The sequence below is a fragment of the Micromonospora sp. C28SCA-DRY-2 genome (assembly GCF_030519475.1).
GTDB lineage: Bacteria > Actinomycetota > Actinomycetes > Mycobacteriales > Micromonosporaceae > Micromonospora.
Map to the genome: position 1 here is coordinate 42,726 of NZ_JAUMKD010000007.1, position 19,421 is coordinate 62,146.

The following is a 19,421-nucleotide window of genomic DNA, read 5'->3' on the forward strand; positions in this document are numbered from 1 at the left end:
CGGTGCGCACGCCGGGTATTGCCCCGCCCGCTCCGCGGCCAATCCACCCGTTCGGCCGATGACCGTAATCCGCCCGACTGATCCGCGTTGAACCCTTCGGGTGGCGTCCGTCACCTTGGCCCTTTTCGAGATGCGGGATCGGCGCCGATGCCTTTTGCTTGTTCGCGGGACGCGCCCGCGCGTCGCCGCCTCGGCCCTCGGCCACCCTTCCTTCCGCTCCGCCGGCACCGGCGCCGGCGCGTTCCAGCCTGCATGGACGGAGATTGATGTGACCACGCTGCGGGTCGGCGAGCCGCTCGCCACCGCCTCGGACCGCACCTGCCGGCCCACCCCGACGTCCCGCCCCGCCATCCCGCAGCCCACCACCGGCGGCGTGGCCCCGCCGTCCCGGCGCATCCTGATGCTGTCCTGGGAGTACCCGCCGGTGCTCGTCGGCGGCCTCGGCCGCCACGTCCACGCCCTCTCCGTCGCCCTCGCCGCCGCCGGCCACCAGGTCACCGTCGTCACCCGCCACGCCGACGGCGCACCCCTGGAGGAATACGCCGACGGCGTCCGCGTCATCCGCGCCGCCGAAGACCCCGTCACCTTCCCCCTGGCCACCAACAGCCTGCTGGCCTGGACCATGGCCTTCAACCACACCCTCACCCGCGCCGCCCTGCGCGCCACCGACACCGCCCACTACGACGTCATCCACGCCCACGACTGGCTCGTCGCACACACCGCGATGACCCTGCGCGATCACCTGGACGTCCCGCTGGTCAGCACCATCCACGCCACGGAGGCCGGCCGGCACCAGGGTTGGCTGCCGGAGGAGATGAACCGCACCATCCACGGCGTCGAGCACTGGCTCAGCACCGAGTCGACCCGGGTGATCGTCTGCTCGGGTTACATGCGTGACGAGGTGGGCGCGCTCTTCGGCGTGCCGGGCGGCCGGGTCGACGTGGTGCCCAACGGCGTCGAGCCGCGGCGCTGGCGGGCGCCGGCGGCCGCGATCGCCGCCGCCCGGGATCGGTTCGCCGGCACCGGACCGCTGGTCACCTTCGCCGGCCGGCTGGTGTACGAGAAGGGCGTGCAGCACCTGCTCGCCGGGCTGCCCCGGCTGCGGGAGCGGCACCCCGGGCTGCGCGTGGTGATCGCCGGCGACGGGCCGTACCGCGGCGAACTGGAGGCGGACGTGCACCGGCTCGGCCTCGGGGCCGCGGTGAGCATGCCCGGTTTCCTCGGCGGCACCGACCTGCCCGCGGTGATGGCGGCGTCGGACTGCTTCGCGGTGCCGAGCATCTACGAGCCGTTCGGCATGGTGGCGCTGGAGGGCGCGGCGGCCGGGGCGCCGCTGGCGGTCTCCGCGACCGGCGGGCTGGCCGAGATCATCGAGCCCGGGGTCACCGGGATGACGTTCCGGCCGCACGACCCGGACGGGCTGACCGACGCCGTGCACGCCCTGCTGTCGGACCGGGAGCGGGCCCGCGCGCTGGCCCGCCGGGCCCGGGCGATGGTGCACGAGCAGTACGGCTGGGCGGCCATCGCGCAGCGCACCGCGGCCACCTACGCGGCGGCGATCGCCGGCGCCCCCGCCTTCACCGCCGAACGCGCGGCGCAGCGGATGGCCCAGGGCCACCAGCTCCCGGCCATCGCCGAGGGCAACCTCCTGGCCGCCGCCGGCCTGCGCTGACCCGCACGGACCGGACAGCTCGACCGACCGCACCCCAACCGTGTCGAGCTGCCCTCACCGACGGGGCAGCGACGAACCGCACCCGACCCCGTCGAGCTGCCCCCACCAACGGGGCAACGCGACCAACCCGCACGCCGACCCCGTCGAGCTGCCCGCGCGGACGGGGCGATGAATCCGCCGCGTCCCCACGTGCGTGGTCTCATCGGCGGGGCAGCTCGACAGGGCGCGAGCAGGGGTACAGGCCCCCCGCACGACGGAACAGGCCGCCGACCCTCACGAGGGTCGGCGGCCTGTTCGACGCGGTGGTCAGCGCTCGGTGAGCGGCAGGTAGTCGCGCTGCGGGGAACCGGTGTAGACCTGCCGGGGGCGGCCGATCTTGGTCTCCGGGTCGTTGATCATCTCGCGCCACTGGGCGATCCAGCCGGGGAGCCGGCCCAGCGCGAAGAGCACCGTGAACATCTTGGTCGGGAAGCCCATGGCCTTGTAGATCAGGCCGGTGTAGAAGTCCACGTTCGGGTAGAGCTTGCGGGAGACGAAGAAGTCGTCCGCCAGGGCGATCTCCTCCAGCTCCATCGCGATGTCCAGCAGCGGGTCCGGCTTGGCCATCCGGCCGAGCACGTCCTGCGCCGCCTTCTTCACGATCGCGGCCCGCGGGTCGTAGTTCTTGTAGACCCGGTGGCCGAAGCCCATCAGCTTGACGCCGTCCTGCTTGTCCTTGACCTTGCGGACGAAGGAGCGTACGTCGTCGCCCTCGGCCTGGATCTTCTCCAGCATCTCCAGCACTGCCTGGTTGGCGCCGCCGTGCAGCGGGCCGAACAGCGCGTTCACGCCGGCGGAGACCGAGGCGAAGAGGTTGGCGTTGCTGGAGCCGACCAGCCGCACGGTCGAGGTCGAGCAGTTCTGCTCGTGGTCGGCGTGCAGGACGAAGAGCATGTCCAGCACCTTGGCCATCACCGGGTCGACCTCGTACGGCTCGGCCGGCACGCCGAAGGTCATCCGCAGGAAGTTCTCCACGTAGCCCAGCGAGTTGTCCGGGTACAGCAGCGGCTGGCCGATCGACTTCTTGTACGCGTACGAGGCGATGGTGGGCACCTTCGCCATCAGCCGCACGGTGGACATCTCCACGTGCGAGGAGTCGAACGGGTCCAGGCTGTCCTGGTAGAAGGTGGAGATCGCGCTGACCGCCGAGGAGAGCACGGCCATCGGGTGCGCGTCGCGCGGGAAGCCGTCGAAGAAGCGGCGCATCTCCTCGTGCAGCAGCGAGTGCCGGCGGATCCGCTCGCTGAACTCGGTCAGCTGCTGCTCGGTCGGCAGTTCACCGTAGATCAGCAGGTAGGAGACCTCCAGGAAGGAGGACTTCTCGGCCAGCTGCTCGATCGGGTACCCCCGGTACCGCAGGATGCCCGCGTCGCCGTCGATGTAGGTGATCGCGGACGAGCAGGCCGCGGTGTTGACGAAACCGGGGTCGTAGGTCGTCAACCCGGTTTCCTTCAGCAGCTTGCCCACCCCGATACCGGCGGGGCCCTCGACCGCGGACTTCACCGGCATCGACAGCTGCCCACCGGGGTGATCGAGCTTGACTTCCGTCATGTGGTTCCTCGCTTTGCCGGCAGATCTACGTTGAATTGCCTTCGCTTCTACCGTATTCGCGGTTCCCGGGACACCGCCCACCGTGGTTCGGCGGTGAGGCATGCGTCACCCGATTCCCGACCAGTCAGCGGGGAAACCCGACCCGCCACCCACCCGGCCCGGGCCGGACCGCCGTGGGAGCGCGCCCGGGCTCGGCCTGGAAACGCGGCGGCCAGGCGCGGGGAACGGGTCCGGCGCGCGGGTGGGTCAGGAGAGGGCGAGCCGGCGCAGCCCGCCGTCGGCGGCGACCTGGTAGACGTCCAGCCGGTTCGCGCCGGCCTGGAAGAGCCGGTCGTCGGCGAGCAGGGCGGCGAAGCGCCGGCCGCCGGCGTCGCGCGGGGCCACCGGGACCACCGCGCCGACCCGGCCGTTGACCGCGACCGCCAGCAGCGTGCCGTCCGGCACCTGGTCCGGCACGTCGCCCCAGACCAGCGCCGGCAGCCGGCCGGTGTCCGGGTCGACGTCGGCGAACGCGGCCAGGTCGCCCACCCGGGCCGAGCCGCCGGCCGGCCGGTCCCCCACCGTCGTGCCGACCAGCGGGTGGGTCGCCGGCGGCGGGAGCGGGTCGGGCACCCCACCGGGCAGCGGGACGGGCTGCCCGGGCCGGTCGTAGAAGTGCTTCGCCGCGTCGCGCGGCGCCTGCCGGGCCGAGCGCCCGTCGACCGGCCGGGGCAGCCGGATGGCGGCCTCGTCGGCGACGGTGGGCAGCAGGTCGACGTGTTCCCAGTTGCGGTCGTCGACCCGGCCGGCCCGCTGCCCGGGTGACTTGACGAAGAGCGGCACCCAGGCCACCTCGTCCGGGGCGGCCCGGATGGCGTCCATCCCGCGGCCCTGGAAGCCCTGGGTGAAGCTCACCCCGTGGTCGGCGGTGACCACCAGCAGGGCCTGGTCGTAGAGGCCGGTGGCGCGCAGCGTCCGCAGCGTCTCGCCGATCAGCCGGTCGGTGTAGGCGAGCTGCGCGAGGTGCCGCTGCCGGGCCAGGTCCACCCAGCCGGCCCCTTCGTTGGGCAGGTCCTCGGGCGCGTCGTAGCGCACCCCGGAGGGCAGGTACGCCCACGGCGAGTGCGGCATCAGCAGGTGCAGGAAGTGCAGCGTCGGCCGGTCGGCGGGCTTGAGGCCGGCCAGGAACGCGGTGAACCGGGCCGGCTGGTTGTCGTCCAGGCTGTCCCAGCGGAACTTCGGGTCGGCCGGGACCGGTTCGGCGGCGTCCAGGCCCGCCTCGGCGCGGGTGCGTTCCCGGTAGGAGTCCTCCGGGTCGATCCGGCTCTCCACCGGCGCGGTCAGCTGCCCCAGCAGCCGGCCGGTCTCCCGGACCAGCACGCCGAGCCCCTGCTGCGGGCTGACCGGCTGGTCGCAGCGGCTGGGCGGGCAGAGCCGGGTGATGCTCTCCTCGGCCCGGACGTCGTAGAGCCCGCCGAAGGCGGTGAAGAGGTTGTCCGGGTACTGCGAGTAGTGCGGGGCCACTTCGCGCTGCGGGTAGCGGCCGGTGAGCATCGCCGGCAGCGCGTACGGCGTCCAGCCGCTGACCCCGGTGGCGTTGCGGTACCAGGTGGAGCCGGCGGCCAGCTCGGCGAAGTGCGGGAACCGGGTCGCGTCGACCCGCCCGTCCGGACCGAGCAGGCTGACCAGCGGCAGCTCGTCGAGGATCAGCATGACCACCGGCGGATGCCGGCCGCCCTGCGCCGCGCCGGCCACGCCGCCCTCGCCGCGCGGCAGCACCACCGCCGACGCGGGCGAGACGAACAGGAACAGCCCGACGAAGACCAGCGGACCGGCCGCCGCCACCCGCAACACCCGCCCGGGCGCCCGCCACCGCCGGTGCGCCGCCGCCCCGGCCGCGCCGGCCACCGCCGCCGCCAGCAGCAGCGGTACGCCCCGCAGCCCGGTGACGTGCCGGCCGGCCTGCACGGCCAGCGCGGCGAGCAGCAGCCCGACCAGCAGGGTGTGGGTGGCGGCGCGGGCGGCCCGGCCGGCCAGCCGGGTCAGCGCGCCGAGCAGCGCCACGGCCAGCGTGGGCGCGACCGCGATCAGCGCCACCAGCAGCAGGATCTCGCCCCGGTCGGCGCGGTGGAACAGGAAGAAGTCCGGGCTGCGCCCGAGCACGTCGAGCAGCGGCTGGGTGACCACCAGCCCGACCAGCGCCGCCACCTCCAGCAGCCGGGCCAGCTCGGCCCGCCACCCCGCCGCCGGTTCCCGACCCCTGCTCGCCGGTCCGGGCACGGGCGGGTCCCCGGCCGCGGGCGCGCGGGCCGGTCGGGCCGAGGGCGTGGGCCGATCCCCCTCCGGAGATCCGACCGCGGGTGTGGGCGTGGCACGGGGCGCGAGGGCCGGACCGGCCGGATCCGGCGGGTTCGGTCGCGGGTCGGTCGGGCCGGGCGGCGGGGCGGGTGGCGGTTCAGCCACCCACGACCACCGCGTACAGGGTCCGGGTGCCCGACGGCAGCTCCAGCCGGCGCTCGATCCGGCCGCGCGCGCCGAGCAGCCGCTCGAACGCGTCGCGCCGGTAGTCGGGGAAGAGCCCGTCGGGCTTGTTGGCCAGCAGCCGGCGGGCCATCGGGTCGTCCGGATGGACGAACTCCACCACGATCCGCGCGCCGGGCGCGCAGAGCCCGGCGAGGAAGTCCACCACCTCGGGCAGCGGCACGTTGCGGCCGATCGCGAGGTGGTGCACCACGGCCAGGGCGAGCACCACGTCGGCGGCCGCCCGGTCGGCGAACCCGGCCCGCTCGACGCTCCGCCAGCCGCCGCCCGGTGAGGGGTCGGCGAGGTCCATCACCAGCGGCAGGACGCGCCGCTCCCCCTCGGCGCGCAGCGCCCGGTACAGCTCGTCCACCACGGCCGGGTCCTGTTCCACGGCGACGACGTACTCGGCGTGCCGGGCGGCGAGCCGGGCGTACCGGCCGTCGTTGGCGCCGAGGTCGAGGACCAGCCGGGCGTGCGGGGTGGCGGCCAGCGCCCCGGCCACGAACGCCTCCTTGGCGGCCCGGTCGCCAGCCGAGTAACCGCAGGTGCGCTGGTACGCCGACCAGTGGCTGGCGGTGCCCGGCGGGTCCAGCCGGCGGACGAGCTTCTCGAGGCCGCGTACGGTGGCCAGCCCCAGCTCCCGCGAGTAGCCGGCGGCCCGGAGCCGGTCCCGGGTGTCGGCGGTGCTGGTGTCGGCGTGCCGGCTCTGCATCGCCCCGTGCAGGTGCACGTGGGTGAGTACGCCCGGCCGCAGCCGGCGGGCGCCGCCGAAGAGCCGGCGCATCTGGTCGGCGTCGAGGCCGTCCACCCGGGCCCGCAGCCAGGGCTGGAAGTCCAGGCCGAGGTGGGCGCCGAGCAGCAGCGGATAGAGCAGGGTCTGGCAGAACTGGCGGTAGCCCGCCCAGGGCTCGCCGTCGCGGGCCGGGGTGAAGGAGCCGACGTCGATGAAGACCGGCTCGACGCCGCGCCACTGGAGGTTGTACGCCGAGCCGTCCTTGGTGGTGAACCCGGCCGGCAGCGCCGTGCGGAGGATCTCCAGGTGCAGCAGCGCGGCGTCGCGCAGCATGCTGAAGGACCACTCGTACGGGTGGGAGACGAACGGGATGCGCTCGTGCCGGAGCGCGGCGGTCCAGCCGGCGCCCGCGGGCAGCAGCGCCGGGTCGGCCGGCTCGGTGCCGCAGACCTTGCCGGCGGCGAGCAGGGCGGCGAAGAACTCGGTGCCGGCCAGGGTCCGCCACTCCTCGGCCGCCCGCGCGTCGAGCCCGCGCAGCACGTCGTCGCCGGCATGGAAGACCCGGTTGGCCGGGTCACGGAAGGAGCCGGGCTCGGGCCGCAGGTCGGTGTGGGAGATCGCCATCGCCGGCGGATCAGCGCTGGTCGGTGGGCTGGCGGCGGAACCGGTCGACCAACCGCCGCCAGTAGAGCTTGGCGGCCACCGCCACGCCGGCCACCCCGCCGACCACCGCCTGCACGATCAGGCTGCCGGACCCCGCGTCCAGGTAGGCCAGATGGTTCACCGACCGCTCCTTCCCCTCGCCGTGTTGACACCCGACGCCCGGATATGACCGGAAAGCCGGACTTCAGACACCGTACGTCGGCTGTCCGCCTCGTGGAGGCGACATCGGCCATCCGTCCGCCGTCCGATTCGTTCAAGACACCGGCCCGGGACCCTCCCTACCGTGGGCGTCATGGCACCGACACTCGATCTCATCGGTTTGGTCAGCGGCGACCTGCCGCGCTCGCTCGCCTTCTACCGCCGGCTCGGCCTCGACATCCCGGCCGACGCCGACGCCACCTCGCACGTGGAGATCACCCTGCCCGGCGGGCTCCGGCTCGCCTGGGACACGGTGGAGGTCATCCGTTCCTTCGACCCGGACTGGAAGCCCGGCCAGGGCGGGGGCGCGAGCCTCGCCTTCCGCTGCGACGATCCGGCCGAGGTGGACCGGCTCTACGCGGAGCTGGTCGCCGAGGGCCACCAGGGGCACCTGCCGCCGTGGGACGCCGAATGGGGGCAGCGCTACGCGGTGGTGCTCGACCCGGACGGCAACGGGGTGGACCTGTTCGCCTGGCAGCCGAAGACCACGGACTGACCGGCACCGGCACCTCGGTCCGCCGCCACCGCCGCGATCAGCCGCGGGCGAGCAGGGCCGTCGGGGGTACGCCGGCCAGGTCCCGCACGTCCCGGGTGAAGTGCGCCTGGTCGGCGTAGCCGCAGCGGGCGGCCACCTCGGCCAGCGGCGCGCCCGTGCGGGCCAGCTCCAGCGCGCGGCGCATCCGCAGGATCCGGGCCAGGGTCTTCGGGCCGTACCCGAACCACTGCCGGGACCGGCGGTGCAGGACGCGCGGATCCAGCCCGACCTCGGCGGCGGTCGCGGCGACCGGGGCGCCGGCGGCCAGCGCCGCAGCGACCCGGGCGCCCACCGGGTCGGGGCCGCCGGCGGCGCGCAGCCGCCGGCGGGCCACCTCGACCAGCACGGTGGCCGGGTCGGCCGCGGCCCGCTCGGCCAGCCCGGCGACCGCCCGTTCGCCCCAGAGGTCGGCGAGCGCCACCCGCCGGTCCCGCAGCTCGACGGCGGGCACGCCGAGCACCGCCGGGCCGGTGCCGGGCGGCAGCCGCAGCCCGACCCACCGCTGGCCGGGTACGGGGACGCTCAGGTGGGCGGTGCGGTCCGGCCCGGCCACCAGCAGCCCGGCGTGGCTGGACCAGAGCAGGTCGACGCAGCCGTCGGGCAGCACGCGGGTGGGCGCGGGGCCGCCCGTGCTGGCTGCCGTCCAGAGCACCGCGTCGGCGAGCCCCGCGGGGCGTTCCCGGTACACGCCGACCAGCCTGCCACGGCGCCGGTCGGGGCACGACCCGGCGATCGCCGGTGCGGACGCCGGTCACGTCGCTAACCTGCCGGTGTGCGATGGGTCGTGGTCGACGCACCGCTGGACTCGTCCGGGCGGGGCCGGGGCGAGCAGCGGGCCCCCGACGCGCTGCGCGCCGCCGGCCTGCTCACCGCGCTCGACGCCGAGGACGGCGGCCGGGTCGAGGCGGTGGTCGACGACCCGGTCCGTGACCCGGAGAGCGGGCTGATCGGGGCGACCCAGGTCCGCCGGGCCGGCGCCGCCATCGCCGAGCGGGTCGGCGCGCTGCTCGCCGGCGGCCGCCGGCCGCTGGTGCTCGGCGGTGACTGCACCATCCTGCCGGGCATCTGCCTGGCCCTGCCGCCGGCGGTGACGCTCTGGTTCGTCGACGGCCACCCGGACTTCTACGACGGGCGGATATCGGAGACCGGCGAGGGCGCCGACATGGACCTCTCGGTGGTGACCGGGCACGGCCCGTCCGCCGCGGTGGGCCGGGACGGCCCGCTCGTGGACCCCGCCCGGGTGCACCTGATGGGGCACCGCCCGCCCGCCGACGGCCCCGGCCGGGCCGAGGCGGACCGGATCGACCCGAGGATCCACCGGCTGCCGGCGGCGGAGCTGCGGCGGCGGGGTCCCGGCGCGGTCGGCGCGGAGCTGGCCGCGGCCGGCGACGGGCCGGCCTGGCTGCACCTGGACCTGGACGCGGTCGACCCGGCCGACCTGCCGGCGGTCAGCTATCCGGAGCCGGACGGTCTGCGCTGGGCCGAGCTGACCGCGCTGGTGACGCCGCTGGCTCGGGCCGACCGGCTGCTCGGGATGAGCGTGACCGACCTGAACGCCGACCTCGACCCGGACGGGCGGCACGCGCGGCGGGTGGTGGCCGTGCTCGCCGAGCTGCTGGCGCGCTGACGCTCACCCGTCGGCGAGCGGACCGGGCAGCCGGACGGTGAACACGGTCCGGCCCGGCCGGCTGTCCAGCGCCACGGTGCCGTGGTGCGCCGCCACCACCGCCGCCACGATGGCCAGGCCCAGCCCGGTGCTGCCGTGCGCCCGCGAGCGGGAGCTGTCGCCGCGGGCGAAGCGCTCGAAGACCTCCGGCCGCAGCTGCTCCGGCACCCCCGGACCGTCGTCGGCCACGGCGAGCACGGCGGCGTCCGGCCCGGCGCGCAGGGTGGTGGTGACGGTGGTGCCCGGCGGGGTGTGCGCCCGGGCGTTGGCCAGCAGGTTCGCCAGCACCTGGTGCAGCCGGGCGGCGTCGCCGGGCACCCGGACCACCGCGTCCGGCAGGTCGAGCCGCCAGTGGTGCTCCGGGCCGGCGACGTGCGCGTCGCTGACCGCGTCCACCACCAGCGCGGTGAGGTCGACCGGTCCGACCGCGAGCGGCCGGCCGGTGTCCAGCCGGGCGAGCAGCAGCAGGTCGTCGACGAGGCTGGTCATCCGGGCGCTCTCCGACTCCACCCGGCGCAGCGCGTGCGCGACGTCCGGCGGCACCCGGTCCCGGCCGCGCCGGGCGACCTCGGCGTAGCCGCGGATCGCGGCCAGCGGGGTGCGCAGCTCGTGGCTGGCGTCGGCCACGAACTGGCGGACCCGGGTCTCGCTGGCCTGCCGGGCGGCGAGGGCGGCGCCGACGTGCCCCAGCATCCGGTTCAGCGCCGCGCCGACCTGCCCCACCTCGGTACGCGGGTCGGTGTCGGCGGCGGGCACCCGCTCGGAGAGCGCCACCTCGCCGCGGTCCAGCGGCAGCTCGCTGACCCGCCCGGCGGTGGCGGCGACCCGGCGCAGCGGCCGCAGCGTGGCCCGGACGACCAGCGCGCCCGCCGAGCCGGCCACCAGCAGCCCGGCGGTGGCCACCCCGGCCTGCGCGACGACCATCCACCAGACGGTCTCCCGCACCCCGGCCAGCGGCAGGGCGACCACCTGAATCCGACCGCCGGGCAGTTGCCGGGCCACGGCCCGGTAGTCGCCGCGCTCGCCCAGGTCGACGGTGCGCGGCGCGGCGCCAACCGGAAGCCGGGCCAGCGGGGCCACCTCCGCCACCGGCACCGGCTCGCCCCCGGCCCGGCTCCCGGCCTGCGTCCGCGCCTCGGTCACCGTGCCGTCGACAACGGTGGCGGCGAGGGAGCCGGGTGGCAGCCCGGGCGGGAGGCCCGCGCCGAACGGCGGGAACGGGCGGTCGCCCCGGGACATCGGGCCGGGCACCAACTGGGCGTCGATCCGCTCGACCAGGAACTGCCGCAGCGCCACCGTGGTCAGCCCGCCGATCGCGACACTGACCAGGGCCAGCAGCCCGACCAGGGTGACCACCAGCCGGGTCCGCAGCGACCAGCCGGCCGGCCAGCGCCACAGCCGTCCCGGCGGGCCGGCGGGGTCACCCGGCCGGCTTGAGGACATACCCCGCCCCGCGCAGCGTGTGGATCATCGGCTCGCGACCGGCGTCGATCTTCTTCCGCAGGTACGAGATGTAGAGCTCGACCACGTTGGCCTGGCCGCCGAAGTCGTAGTTCCAGACCCGGTCCAGGATCTGCGCCTTGCTCAGCACCCGGCGCGGGTTGCGCATCAGGTAGCGCAGCAGCTCGAACTCGGTGGCGGTCAGCGTGATCAGGTCGCCGGCGCGGCGCACCTCGTGGCTGTCCTCGTCCAGGCTGAGGTCTCCGACGGTGAGCACCGCCTCCTCCCGCGCGGCGACCGCGAAGCCGGACCGGCGCAGCAGCGCCCGCAGCCGGGCGATCACCTCCTCCAGGCTGAACGGCTTGGTGACGTAGTCGTCGCCGCCGACGGTGAGCCCGGCGACCCGGTCCTGCACCGCGTCCCGGGCGGTCAGGAAGAGCACCGGGACGGTCGGGGCCTGCTCGCGCAGCCGGCGCAGCACCTGGAAGCCGTCCAGGTCGGGCAGCATCACGTCGAGCACCACCGCGTCCGGCTGGAACTGCCGCGCCGCGCCGAGCGCCGATGTCCCGTCGCCGACCGTGCGGACCTGCCAGCCCTCGTAGCGCAGCGCCATCGCCAGCAGCTCGGCCAGGGTCGGCTCGTCGTCGACCACCAGCACCCGGACCGGCTCACCGTCCGGGCGCCGCAGCTCCACCCGGGTCTGCCCCTCGCTTCCCATGGCCCCCATGCTGGCCGGGCAGCCTACGGCCCCGGTGTGCGCCGGCTGTGTGCCAGCTGTGGGCCGCTCACTCGGTCACCCCGACCGGGTCGGTGCGCACGTAGGTCATCGTCCAGGTGCCCCCGCCGTCGGGGTTGCCCCGCTGGTAGAGGTGGTCGGGCCCGCCGGGGGTGACCGCGCCGGCGCCGTCGGGGTGGCTGAGGATCCACCGCGCCGGTGGTGCGCCGTCGGCGTCCGCGGGCAGCCGCCGGACCAGGTCGTGGGCGGGTCCGCCGACGAACCGTACGGTCACCTCGCTCATCGCCCGACCTCCCGCGCCGCGCGGCCGGCCCGCCCGGCCCGGACCACCGCCCTGGCTCGCAAGCTACCCGCCCACCCCGCCGGGCGGACCCGGTCGCGCCGGATCGGCCGGCGGTTTGCCCTGATCGGGGCCCGGGTACCGCTGCCCAAGGCACCGCGCGGGCGGCGCCACGGAGACGAGGAGCGGTCGATGAGAACGCTGGACGGGCGGTACCGGCTCGAACAGCGCATCGGCATCGGCGGCATGTCGGAGGTCTGGCGGGCCCACGACGCGGTGCTGGACCGGCTGGTCGCGGTGAAGTTGATCTCGCCGGGGCAGGAGGGCCAAGACGCCTCGGTGGAGCGGATCCGGGCCGAGGCCCGTTCCGCGGCCCGGCTGGTGCACCCGAACGTGGCCAGCGTGCACGACTTCGGCACCTGCGCGACGCTGCCCGGCCGCGAGGTGCCCTACATCGTGATGGAGCTGGCCGAGGGCGAGACGCTGGCCGCGCACCTGCGGGCCGGGCCGCTGGACTGGCGGATAGCGGTGCGGGTCTGCGCCGAGGTGAGCGCCGCGCTGGCCGCCGCGCACGCGCACGGCATCGTGCACCGCGACGTCAAGCCGGCCAACGTGATCCTCACCCCGGCCGGGGTGAAGGTGCTGGACTTCGGCATCGCCACCCCGGCGGGCACCCCGGACCCGATGCCCGACGGGATGCTGGTCGGCACGCCCGCGTACCTGGCGCCGGAGCAGCTGGACCGGGCCCCGGCCACCCCGGCCGCCGACATGTACGCCCTCGGCGTGCTGCTCTACTACTGCCTCTCCGGCGAGCTGCCGTACCCGGCCGGCACGATGACGCAGCTGCTCGGCGCGCGCCGCCGGCAACCACCGCGGCCGTTGCCGGCGGTCGACGGGCTGCCGGCCGAGGTGGCCGAGCTCTGCGCGCGCTGCCTGACCGACGACCCGGCGGCCCGGCCGAGCAGCCTGATGGCCGCGCTGGTGCTGGCCGAGGCGGTGGACGCCCGGGTGTACGTGCCGATGCGGCTGCCGACACCCCCGCGCCCCCGGCGGGCGGCGGTCTCCCCGTGGACCGAGCGGGCCGCCGCCGAGGCGACCGAGGTGGCCGCGGCCGCCGATCTGACCGGCCACGCCGGCTGACCGCCCGCCCGGACGCGCCCTGTCCTGCGGTTTCACCGGTCAGGGGCCGGGTAGCCGGGCGGGGAGTGACGGGAGGAACGCGATGCCGGATCCGAGTTCCTGGCTCAACGAGACAGCCACCGCGACCGCCGAGGGCGGCCACGTACGCACCGACGACGAGGTGCTCTCCACCACCCTGGCGTCCCCGCTGGCACCGCACTGCACCGGGTTGACCCCGTCGCAGCTGCTCGCCGCCGCCTTCGCGTCCTGCCTGCACCACGCGGCGGTGGAGGCGGCCGGCGGGATCACCGACGAGGCGCACACCGTGCAGGTGCGGGCGGAGGCGAAGCTGGGCCGCGACGACGACGGCCGGTACCGGGCCGACGTGCACGCCTCCATCGCCTCGGCCGGGTTGAGCCGGCAGCAGCTGGCCCAACTGGTCGAGCACGCCGACCGGTTGTGGCCGTTCTCCAGCGGCGACGGCAGCCGTCACCGGCTCACCGTCACCCCGGCGGAGAACGGCCGCCACTGACCGCCCGGGTGCCGGGCCGGCCGGAGATGGACCGCCCGGCCAGGCGCTCCTCGCCTGAACGGGCTACGACGGCCTCCACTGTTCGGCGGAGGCCGTCGAGCGGCCCGCCGAACCGTCCCAAGATCCACGTTGCGCCCGTTACCAGCGGGTATATACGACATGAACGGAAAGACGGACAGCGCCGCGATGTGAGCTAAGCGGATTCCCGCCCTCGATCGTCCAGCAGATCGGGCGAAATTGTGACGCATGCCACCAACCAGACCGGTGGCAACGGCCGAGGCACTTTCTAGCCTCGGCGGGTGCACCCCGACGACCATTTCGACCAGAAGCTGACCGAGGAACGGCCGGACACCCCGCCGGCCGATGCCGCATCATCCGAACGGACGATCGGCCGTCACCGCGCTCCGGAGCCGTCCCGGCGCGGCGTCCGCGCCCTGCTGACCTCGGCCCCCGCCCGGGTCGCCCTGGCCACCGGCGTCTCCTGCTGCCTCGGCGTGGCCACGATCGCCGTCGTGCGCGGCGACGACGCGCCGCGCGAGCCGCTCGCCGAGGCGGTGGCCGAGCGGGCCGCGGCGGCCGACGAGGCGGCCTCCCGGTCGCTGGACCGGGCCGTCTCCCCCGCGCCGGTCAGCCCCAGCCCGACCCCGAAGCCCACCCCCTCGGCCACCAAGAAGAAGGCCCCGAAGAAGCCCGCCAAGCCGCGCCGCCCCCGTCCGGTCGCCGGCCTGACCCAGGCGCAGATGGACAACGCGAAGATCATCGTGGACGTCGGTGTGGACATGAAGATCCCCCGCCGCGGCCTGGTGGTCGCCATCGCCACCGCGATGCAGGAGAGCAACCTCTACAACTACGCCAGCGGCGTGCTGCCCGAGTCGCAGAACTACCCGCACCAGGCCATCGGCTGGGACCACGACTCGGTCGGGCTGTTCCAGCAGCGCCCGAGCAGCGGCTGGGGCACCGTCAAGGACCTGATGCGGCCGGCCTACGCGGCCCGGGCGTTCTACGAGGCGCTGCGCGAGATCCCCGGCTGGCAGGAGATGAGCGTCACCGCGGCCGCCCAGGCCGTGCAGATCTCCGCCTTCCCCGACGCGTACGCCCAGCACGAGGGTCGGGCCACCACGGTGGTGGCCGCGCTCGTCTGAGTCGTTCGACGGCGCCTCGCGTCGGCGGTCGGCCCGGCCGGGTCACCGCCGGCCGGGCGCCGGCACCCCTGAGGGCCCGGTGACCGCCGCGGCCGCAGTCGGCGTGTCCGCCGGCACCGGCTCGGTGCGCAGGCCGCCGAGGATCTCGTCGACCCGGTCCTCCCGGCGTCGGCGGTCCAGCAGCGCCGCCTCGAACTCCCGGCGGGCGCGCAGCGCGTCGGCGTACGCCTGCTCGCGCAGTTGCCGGGCCTCCTCGCGGGCGGCGTCCAGCTCGAGGCGCGCCCGGGCGAGCAGCTCGGCCGCCTCCCGCTCCCGTTCGCCGGCGCCGCCCCGGCCGGCGCCCGCGTCGCCGGCCTCCAGCCGCCGCAGCAGCCCGCAGAGCCCGGTCGCCTCCTGCCGGATCAGGTCCCACTCCCGCCCAGTCCCCCCGGCGCGCTCCGCCCGCGCCGCCAACCGGGTCAACCGGATCCCCAGCTCGTCCAGGCAGGAATCGACCTGCCGCTGGTCGTAGCCGATGTCAACGACGGAGAACCTCATACTGTCGCCCCCCAGGCAGCTGGTGTTTCTTCCCCACCTGGATCCTCGGCGCTGGCGGCGACGCCCGAGCGGGTTCGGGAAAAATGTTCAGCATCCGAGCGGCGGCGGGTCGTCGGGCCGGCCGGCGGGTCCGCCCGGGGGCGAGTCGGCGCGGCTCAGGAACGCTTGGGCAGCACCACGACCCGGCCGAAGAACTCGTCGATCCGGCGCACCACGTCGTTGAAGTCGTCCAGGTCGATCGGCTTGGTGACGTACGCGTTGGCCTGCAGGGTGTAGCTGCTGACGATGTCGGTGTCGGCGTTCGAGGTGGTCAGCACGACGATCGGGATGGTCCGCAGGTCCTCGTCGCGCTTGACCTCGCCGAGCACCTGCCGCCCGTCCATCCGCGGCATGTTGAGGTCGAGCAGGATGACGTCGGGCCGCCGGGCGTCGGTGTGCCGCCCCTCGCGGCGCAGGAACTCCATCGCCTCCTGGCCGTCGCCGACCACGTCGATGACCTTGTCGACGTCGGAGTCCGCGAGCGCCTCCTCGATCATGAGGACGTCGCCCGGGTCGTCGTCCACCACCAGGATACGAACCGGAGTCGGGGTGTCTGAAGGCATCACTACCTGCCTCTGGTCGGCGGGGACGGGGACCTGACGATCACCGTGGCTGGCGGGGAAATCTAGCCCATCACGGCGTGGTCTGTGACGCCGGGTCGGTCATGTCGGAATCGTGACCGAGGACGTCGGCCAAGCCGGTCACCTCGAGCACCCGGGCGACCCGGCCGCTGGCCCCGGTGACCCGCAGCCAGCCCCCGGCCGCGCTGGCCCGGTTGTCGCCCCGGACGAAGGCGGCGATGCCGCTGGAGTCGCAGAAGGTCAACCCGGTCAGGTCGACCAGCAGGCGGTGCGTCCCCGCGTCGGCGAGCCGGTCGAGCACGGCGACGAGTTCCCCGGCGGTACTCAGGTCGAGCTCTCCGGCGAGCCACAGCCGTGCCCCGCCGTCCCGCTCGGTGTACCTGACGGTGAACGTCACCGGGATCTCCCTCGCTCCGCCGCAGGCAGACGCTTGCAGTGGAGCAAGTATAGGGGGGAGGCCCAGGCCCGTCGCGACCCACGCCCGGTCCGCCGGCCAGCGGTCGTGGCGCGGTCAGCCGGCACCGGCCGGGGTCACCGTCGCCCGGGCCTGCGCGAGGAACCGGGCCGCCCGGGGATGGTCGCGCAGCACCGTGGCGTAGTGCCCGAGGGTCATCGGCAGCGCCGCGGCCGGCACGCCCCGGCTGGTGAGGATGCCGGCCATCCAGGCGACGAAGTCGGTGAACAGCGTGCCGTCGTCCACATAGAGCGCGGCGGCCAGGAAGTCCAGGATGTAGCCGAGGTCGCTGACCGTGGAGTCCAGTTGGGCCGGGGTGTAGTCGCGGCTGGCCGGCATCCGGTCGCGCACGTCGGCCAGGGCGCCGTCGATCAGCTCACCCCGCCGGCGGACCAGGCCGGCGTACTCGTCGTCGACCAGGTGGGACAGCTGCGCCGCGGGCGTACGGCGCAACGACCGCTCGTCGGCGACCAGGTCGGCGGCCGAGGGCGCGTCCGGCGCCCAGGCCACGCCGAGCCGGCGGGCCCACCGCCCGTCCGGCCCGAACCCGCGCCCGCCCACCACGATCGGCACGTCCGAACGGCGGCACGCCTCGATCATCCGGTGCGCGTGCGGCAGCCGCATCGGCAGCGCGCAGGCCAGGGCGACCGCGTGCGCGTCGTGCCGGTGCAGGTACGACACCAGGTGCGCGGCCGGCACGCTGGCGCCCAGGAAGGTGACCTGCCAGCCGCGCAGCCGCAGCACCTCGGCGACCAGCCGGGGCGGCAGGGCGTGCCACTCGCCGTCCATGCACGCCACCACCACCCGCCCCCGGGTCGGGCGGGGATCGGCGTACCCGGCGACGGCCGCCACCACCCGCTCGCTGATGTGCGTGGCGGCGTGCTCCTGCGCCACGCTCCACTCGTTGCGCGCCCAGCGCTCCCCCACCTCGGCCTGCGCCGGGGCGACCAGGTCGAGCAGCACCCGCTCGGCCGGCACGCCGGCGTCGAGCAGGCCCCGCGCCACCTCGATCGCCGCGTACTCGTCGGCCTCCTGGAGGCAGTGCAGGTAGGCCGGGAAGACGGCCGCCGGGCCGGCCTCGGTGGTCGCGGCGGTCACGGGCGGGTCTCCCTCGTCTCGGGTACGGCGTGCAGGTGCCGGGCCGCCCGGGTGCCCGGACCGGCCGCGCGCAGGACGAGCACGGCGATGTCGTCGTGGTCGCCGTGGGCGAGCCAGTCGCAGGTGACCTGCTCGACCCGCTCGGCGAGCGCCGGCGCGGGCATCCGGTGGCAGTCGGTGAGCGCGGTGACCAGCCGGTCGGTGCCGAACTGCTCGTCGCCGCGCCGCCCGCCCCGGGCCTCGGTCACGCCGTCGCTGTAGAGCAGGCAGGTCTCCCCGGGCGCCAGCCGGACGGTCACCTCGCCGATGCGCGGGTCGGGCACCACCCCGATCAGCATCCCGGACAGCGGCACCGGCTCGACAGTGCCGCAGCCGCGCAGCACCAGCGGCGGCAGGTGCCCGCCGCCGGCCATGGTCAGGGTCAGGCCGCCGTCGCGGTGCGGGCGCACCACGCCGAGCACGATGGTGGCGAACCGGCCCTGGCCGTGCGCCTGGGTGGTCTCCAGCAGCGCGTCGTTGAGCAGCTTCAGCAGCCGGGCCGGCTGCGACTCCACCCGGTGCAGCGCCTGCAGGCACTGGCGCAGCTGGCCGGTGAAGACCGCCGCCTCGACCCCCTTGCCCGAGACGTCGCCGAGGAAGAAGACCGAACCGCCGTCGGCCAGCCGGTGCGAGCCGTAGAAGTCGCCGCCGATGCGCAGCCCGGCCTGGGCCGGCCGGTAGGCGGTGCCCCACTGCACGCCGGCCGCCTCGGCCGGCTCCACCGGCAACAGGCTGGCCTGCAGGGTGTCGGCGACCTCGGCCTGGTCGCGGTAGAGCAGCGCGGTGGTCAGCGCCGCCCCGGCCCGGGCCGCGAAGGCACGCACCAGGTCGACGTCGGCCGGCTCGTACCACCGGGTGGCCCGGCGGGCGACCAGCAGCACGCCGGCCGGCGCGTCCCGGCCGGGCAGCGGCACCACCCGGGCGGTGACGTCGGCGGCGGCCAGCCCGGGCAGCCAGCCGGCCTCGGCGGCCTGCTCGACCAGCCAGTCGACCGCGTGCGGCTCGGCGCCGGCCAGCCCTTCGCCGATCGCGGCCGGCAGGTCCACGGCGGCCAGCACGCCACTGTCGACGGTGTGCCCCTCGTCGTCGGCCCGGGTCGCCCGCCACCAGCGGGCCCGGCCGGAGCGGGGCGCGAGCACCAGCACCGCCACCTCGGCGAGGGTGGGCACGGCGAGGCGGACCACCGCCGCGGCGGCCCGGTCGGGGTGCAGCGGGTTGCCGAGCTTCTCGCCGACCACGGCGAGGAAGGCCGAGCGGGCCCGCTCGGCGAGCAGCGCGTCGGCGCGGGTCACGCTCTCCGTGACGTCCTCGACGTACCAGCAGCAGCGGCCGCCGGAGAGCGGCACCAGGCGGGTCCGCAGCCGGCGGCCGTGGTGGGTGAACTCACCACCGGCGCTGAGCTGCGGCAGGCCCGCCGCGGCCAGCGGTGCGTCCGCGACCACCTCGGGCAGCAGGCGCTCGGCCACCGGGCTGACGTGCCGGACGACGCCCCGGGCGTCGCAGACGACCAGGCCCTCCCGGAAGTGCTCGACGACCTCGGACCAGTCGACCGGGCTCGGCGCGCGGTCGCGGGCCAGGGCGGGCAGCGCGGGGCCGACCGGGCCGGCGGCCGGCCGCCCCGGCGCCCGCGCGATGCCCGGCGTGGAGATCCGACCGTCGCCCGGGTCCCAGTCCCTGACGTCGGTTGAAGTCACCAGCTGAGCCCCACTCTCCCCATCGACACCGCGCACCGCCGTCCACCCGGCATGCTGGTCGGGTCCGTCACCCCACCCTACGCCGGTACGCCGGTAACGCCACCCCGCGCGTGGCCGGACCGCCCCGCGCCCCCCGGCTTGCCTCCCGGCCGGGGGCTGGGAACATGGAGG

General features: G+C 75.7%; 19 protein-coding genes. 6 read left to right on the forward strand and 13 right to left on the reverse strand.

Features of this window, described 5'->3' with window-relative positions:
- Nucleotides 1-268 precede the first annotated feature (268 nt).
- Nucleotides 269-1,672 carry a glycosyltransferase family 4 protein gene (locus Q3W71_RS24650; RefSeq protein WP_302921828.1) on the forward strand — a complete coding sequence of 468 codons (1,404 nt, stop codon included), beginning with the start codon at nucleotides 269-271 and terminating at the stop codon, nucleotides 1,670-1,672.
- A 306-nt stretch (nucleotides 1,673-1,978) separates the two neighbouring features.
- Here the strand turns inward: Q3W71_RS24650 and Q3W71_RS24655 are convergent, their stop codons facing one another.
- The 4 genes from Q3W71_RS24655 to Q3W71_RS24670 all read right to left on the reverse strand — a co-directional run bounded on the left by Q3W71_RS24655 (nucleotide 1,979) and on the right by Q3W71_RS24670 (nucleotide 7,281).
- A complete protein-coding gene (locus tag Q3W71_RS24655) occupies nucleotides 1,979-3,262 on the reverse strand; it encodes a citrate synthase (protein ID WP_302921829.1) in 1,284 nt (427 codons plus the stop codon).
- A gap of 246 nt (nucleotides 3,263-3,508) precedes the next feature.
- Nucleotides 3,509-5,521, reverse strand: a complete 2,013-nt coding sequence (locus Q3W71_RS24660) for a sulfatase-like hydrolase/transferase (RefSeq protein ID WP_302921830.1) — start codon at nucleotides 5,519-5,521, stop codon at nucleotides 3,509-3,511.
- A 175-nt stretch (nucleotides 5,522-5,696) separates the two neighbouring features.
- Nucleotides 5,697-7,121, reverse strand: a complete 1,425-nt coding sequence (locus Q3W71_RS24665) for a class I SAM-dependent methyltransferase (protein WP_302921831.1) — start codon at nucleotides 7,119-7,121, stop codon at nucleotides 5,697-5,699.
- Nucleotides 7,122-7,131: 10 nt separating this feature from the next.
- Nucleotides 7,132-7,281, reverse strand: a complete 150-nt coding sequence (locus tag Q3W71_RS24670) for a hypothetical protein (RefSeq protein ID WP_192902051.1) — start codon at nucleotides 7,279-7,281, stop codon at nucleotides 7,132-7,134.
- Nucleotides 7,282-7,452: 171 nt separating this feature from the next.
- On the opposite strand from Q3W71_RS24670, the gene Q3W71_RS24675 reads away from it, so the two are divergent.
- Nucleotides 7,453-7,854: a VOC family protein gene (locus Q3W71_RS24675; RefSeq protein ID WP_302921832.1), complete on the forward strand. Its 402-nt coding sequence runs from the start codon at nucleotides 7,453-7,455 to the stop codon at nucleotides 7,852-7,854.
- Nucleotides 7,855-7,891: 37 nt separating this feature from the next.
- Here Q3W71_RS24675 and Q3W71_RS24680 read toward each other — a convergent pair whose 3' ends face one another.
- Nucleotides 7,892-8,581, reverse strand: coding sequence for a helix-turn-helix transcriptional regulator (locus Q3W71_RS24680; RefSeq protein ID WP_302921833.1), 690 nt, complete (start codon nucleotides 8,579-8,581; stop codon nucleotides 7,892-7,894).
- An 84-nt stretch (nucleotides 8,582-8,665) separates the two neighbouring features.
- Between Q3W71_RS24680 and Q3W71_RS24685 the strand changes: the two genes are divergently transcribed.
- Nucleotides 8,666-9,520: an arginase family protein gene (locus tag Q3W71_RS24685; RefSeq protein WP_302921834.1), complete on the forward strand. Its 855-nt coding sequence runs from the start codon at nucleotides 8,666-8,668 to the stop codon at nucleotides 9,518-9,520.
- Between the two features lie 3 nt (nucleotides 9,521-9,523).
- On the opposite strand, the gene Q3W71_RS24690 is transcribed toward Q3W71_RS24685, so the two are convergent.
- The 3 genes from Q3W71_RS24690 to Q3W71_RS24700 are packed head-to-tail and all read right to left on the reverse strand — an operon-like array spanning nucleotide 9,524 to nucleotide 12,018.
- Nucleotides 9,524-11,002, reverse strand: a complete 1,479-nt coding sequence (locus Q3W71_RS24690) for a cell wall metabolism sensor histidine kinase WalK (protein ID WP_302921835.1) — start codon at nucleotides 11,000-11,002, stop codon at nucleotides 9,524-9,526.
- Nucleotides 10,980-11,726 carry a response regulator transcription factor gene (locus tag Q3W71_RS24695; RefSeq protein WP_302921836.1) on the reverse strand — a complete coding sequence of 249 codons (747 nt, stop codon included), beginning with the start codon at nucleotides 11,724-11,726 and terminating at the stop codon, nucleotides 10,980-10,982. Before Q3W71_RS24695 ends, Q3W71_RS24690 begins: the two co-directional genes overlap by 23 nt.
- Nucleotides 11,727-11,784: 58 nt before the next feature.
- A complete protein-coding gene (locus tag Q3W71_RS24700) occupies nucleotides 11,785-12,018 on the reverse strand; it encodes a hypothetical protein (protein ID WP_302921837.1) in 234 nt (77 codons plus the stop codon).
- A 189-nt stretch (nucleotides 12,019-12,207) separates the two neighbouring features.
- On the opposite strand from Q3W71_RS24700, the gene Q3W71_RS24705 reads away from it, so the two are divergent.
- The 3 genes from Q3W71_RS24705 to Q3W71_RS24715 all read left to right on the forward strand — a co-directional run bounded on the left by Q3W71_RS24705 (nucleotide 12,208) and on the right by Q3W71_RS24715 (nucleotide 14,808).
- Nucleotides 12,208-13,155, forward strand: coding sequence for a serine/threonine-protein kinase (locus Q3W71_RS24705; protein ID WP_302921838.1), 948 nt, complete (start codon nucleotides 12,208-12,210; stop codon nucleotides 13,153-13,155).
- A gap of 82 nt (nucleotides 13,156-13,237) precedes the next feature.
- Entirely contained in the window at nucleotides 13,238-13,666 is a 429-nt protein-coding gene (locus tag Q3W71_RS24710) for an OsmC family protein (protein ID WP_302921839.1), read from the forward strand.
- A gap of 299 nt (nucleotides 13,667-13,965) precedes the next feature.
- On the forward strand, nucleotides 13,966-14,808 hold the full coding sequence (locus tag Q3W71_RS24715; protein ID WP_302921840.1) for a hypothetical protein: 843 nt from the start codon (nucleotides 13,966-13,968) through the stop codon (nucleotides 14,806-14,808).
- A gap of 42 nt (nucleotides 14,809-14,850) precedes the next feature.
- Here Q3W71_RS24715 and Q3W71_RS24720 read toward each other — a convergent pair whose 3' ends face one another.
- The 5 genes from Q3W71_RS24720 to Q3W71_RS24740 form a co-directional block, all read right to left on the reverse strand.
- Nucleotides 14,851-15,345, reverse strand: coding sequence for an ATPase (locus Q3W71_RS24720; protein ID WP_302921841.1), 495 nt, complete (start codon nucleotides 15,343-15,345; stop codon nucleotides 14,851-14,853).
- A gap of 155 nt (nucleotides 15,346-15,500) precedes the next feature.
- Nucleotides 15,501-15,947, reverse strand: coding sequence for a response regulator (locus tag Q3W71_RS24725; protein ID WP_302921842.1), 447 nt, complete (start codon nucleotides 15,945-15,947; stop codon nucleotides 15,501-15,503).
- A 70-nt stretch (nucleotides 15,948-16,017) separates the two neighbouring features.
- Complete coding sequence (locus tag Q3W71_RS24730) at nucleotides 16,018-16,362, reverse strand: STAS domain-containing protein (protein ID WP_302921843.1); 345 nt, start codon at nucleotides 16,360-16,362, stop codon at nucleotides 16,018-16,020.
- Nucleotides 16,363-16,476: 114 nt separating this feature from the next.
- The gene (locus Q3W71_RS24735; protein ID WP_302921844.1) at nucleotides 16,477-17,517 is read right to left on the reverse strand and encodes a B12-binding domain-containing protein; all 1,041 of its coding nucleotides are present in this window, start codon (nucleotides 17,515-17,517) and stop codon (nucleotides 16,477-16,479) included.
- The gene (locus Q3W71_RS24740; RefSeq protein ID WP_302921845.1) at nucleotides 17,514-19,250 is read right to left on the reverse strand and encodes a PP2C family protein-serine/threonine phosphatase; all 1,737 of its coding nucleotides are present in this window, start codon (nucleotides 19,248-19,250) and stop codon (nucleotides 17,514-17,516) included. The genes Q3W71_RS24735 and Q3W71_RS24740 overlap by 4 nt, the downstream gene beginning before the upstream one ends.
- Nucleotides 19,251-19,421 lie beyond the last annotated feature (171 nt).

What these genes read in the sequence shown, in the direction of transcription:
- Q3W71_RS24655 (WP_302921829.1), bottom strand. Translation starts at nt 3,262, where the DNA reads ATGACGGAAGTCAAGCTCGATCACCCCGGTGGGCAGCTGTCGATGCCG.
- Q3W71_RS24665 (WP_302921831.1), bottom strand. Translation starts at nt 7,121, where the DNA reads ATGGCGATCTCCCACACCGACCTGCGGCCCGAGCCCGGCTCCTTCCGT.
- Q3W71_RS24675 (WP_302921832.1), top strand. Translation starts at nt 7,453, where the DNA reads ATGGCACCGACACTCGATCTCATCGGTTTGGTCAGCGGCGACCTGCCG.
- Q3W71_RS24690 (WP_302921835.1), bottom strand. Translation starts at nt 11,002, where the DNA reads ATGTCCTCAAGCCGGCCGGGTGACCCCGCCGGCCCGCCGGGACGGCTG.
- Q3W71_RS24695 (WP_302921836.1), bottom strand. Translation starts at nt 11,726, where the DNA reads ATGGGGGCCATGGGAAGCGAGGGGCAGACCCGGGTGGAGCTGCGGCGC.
- Q3W71_RS24700 (WP_302921837.1), bottom strand. Translation starts at nt 12,018, where the DNA reads ATGAGCGAGGTGACCGTACGGTTCGTCGGCGGACCCGCCCACGACCTG.
- Q3W71_RS24705 (WP_302921838.1), top strand. Translation starts at nt 12,208, where the DNA reads ATGAGAACGCTGGACGGGCGGTACCGGCTCGAACAGCGCATCGGCATC.
- Q3W71_RS24710 (WP_302921839.1), top strand. Translation starts at nt 13,238, where the DNA reads ATGCCGGATCCGAGTTCCTGGCTCAACGAGACAGCCACCGCGACCGCC.
- Q3W71_RS24720 (WP_302921841.1), bottom strand. Translation starts at nt 15,345, where the DNA reads ATGAGGTTCTCCGTCGTTGACATCGGCTACGACCAGCGGCAGGTCGAT.
- Q3W71_RS24725 (WP_302921842.1), bottom strand. Translation starts at nt 15,947, where the DNA reads ATGCCTTCAGACACCCCGACTCCGGTTCGTATCCTGGTGGTGGACGAC.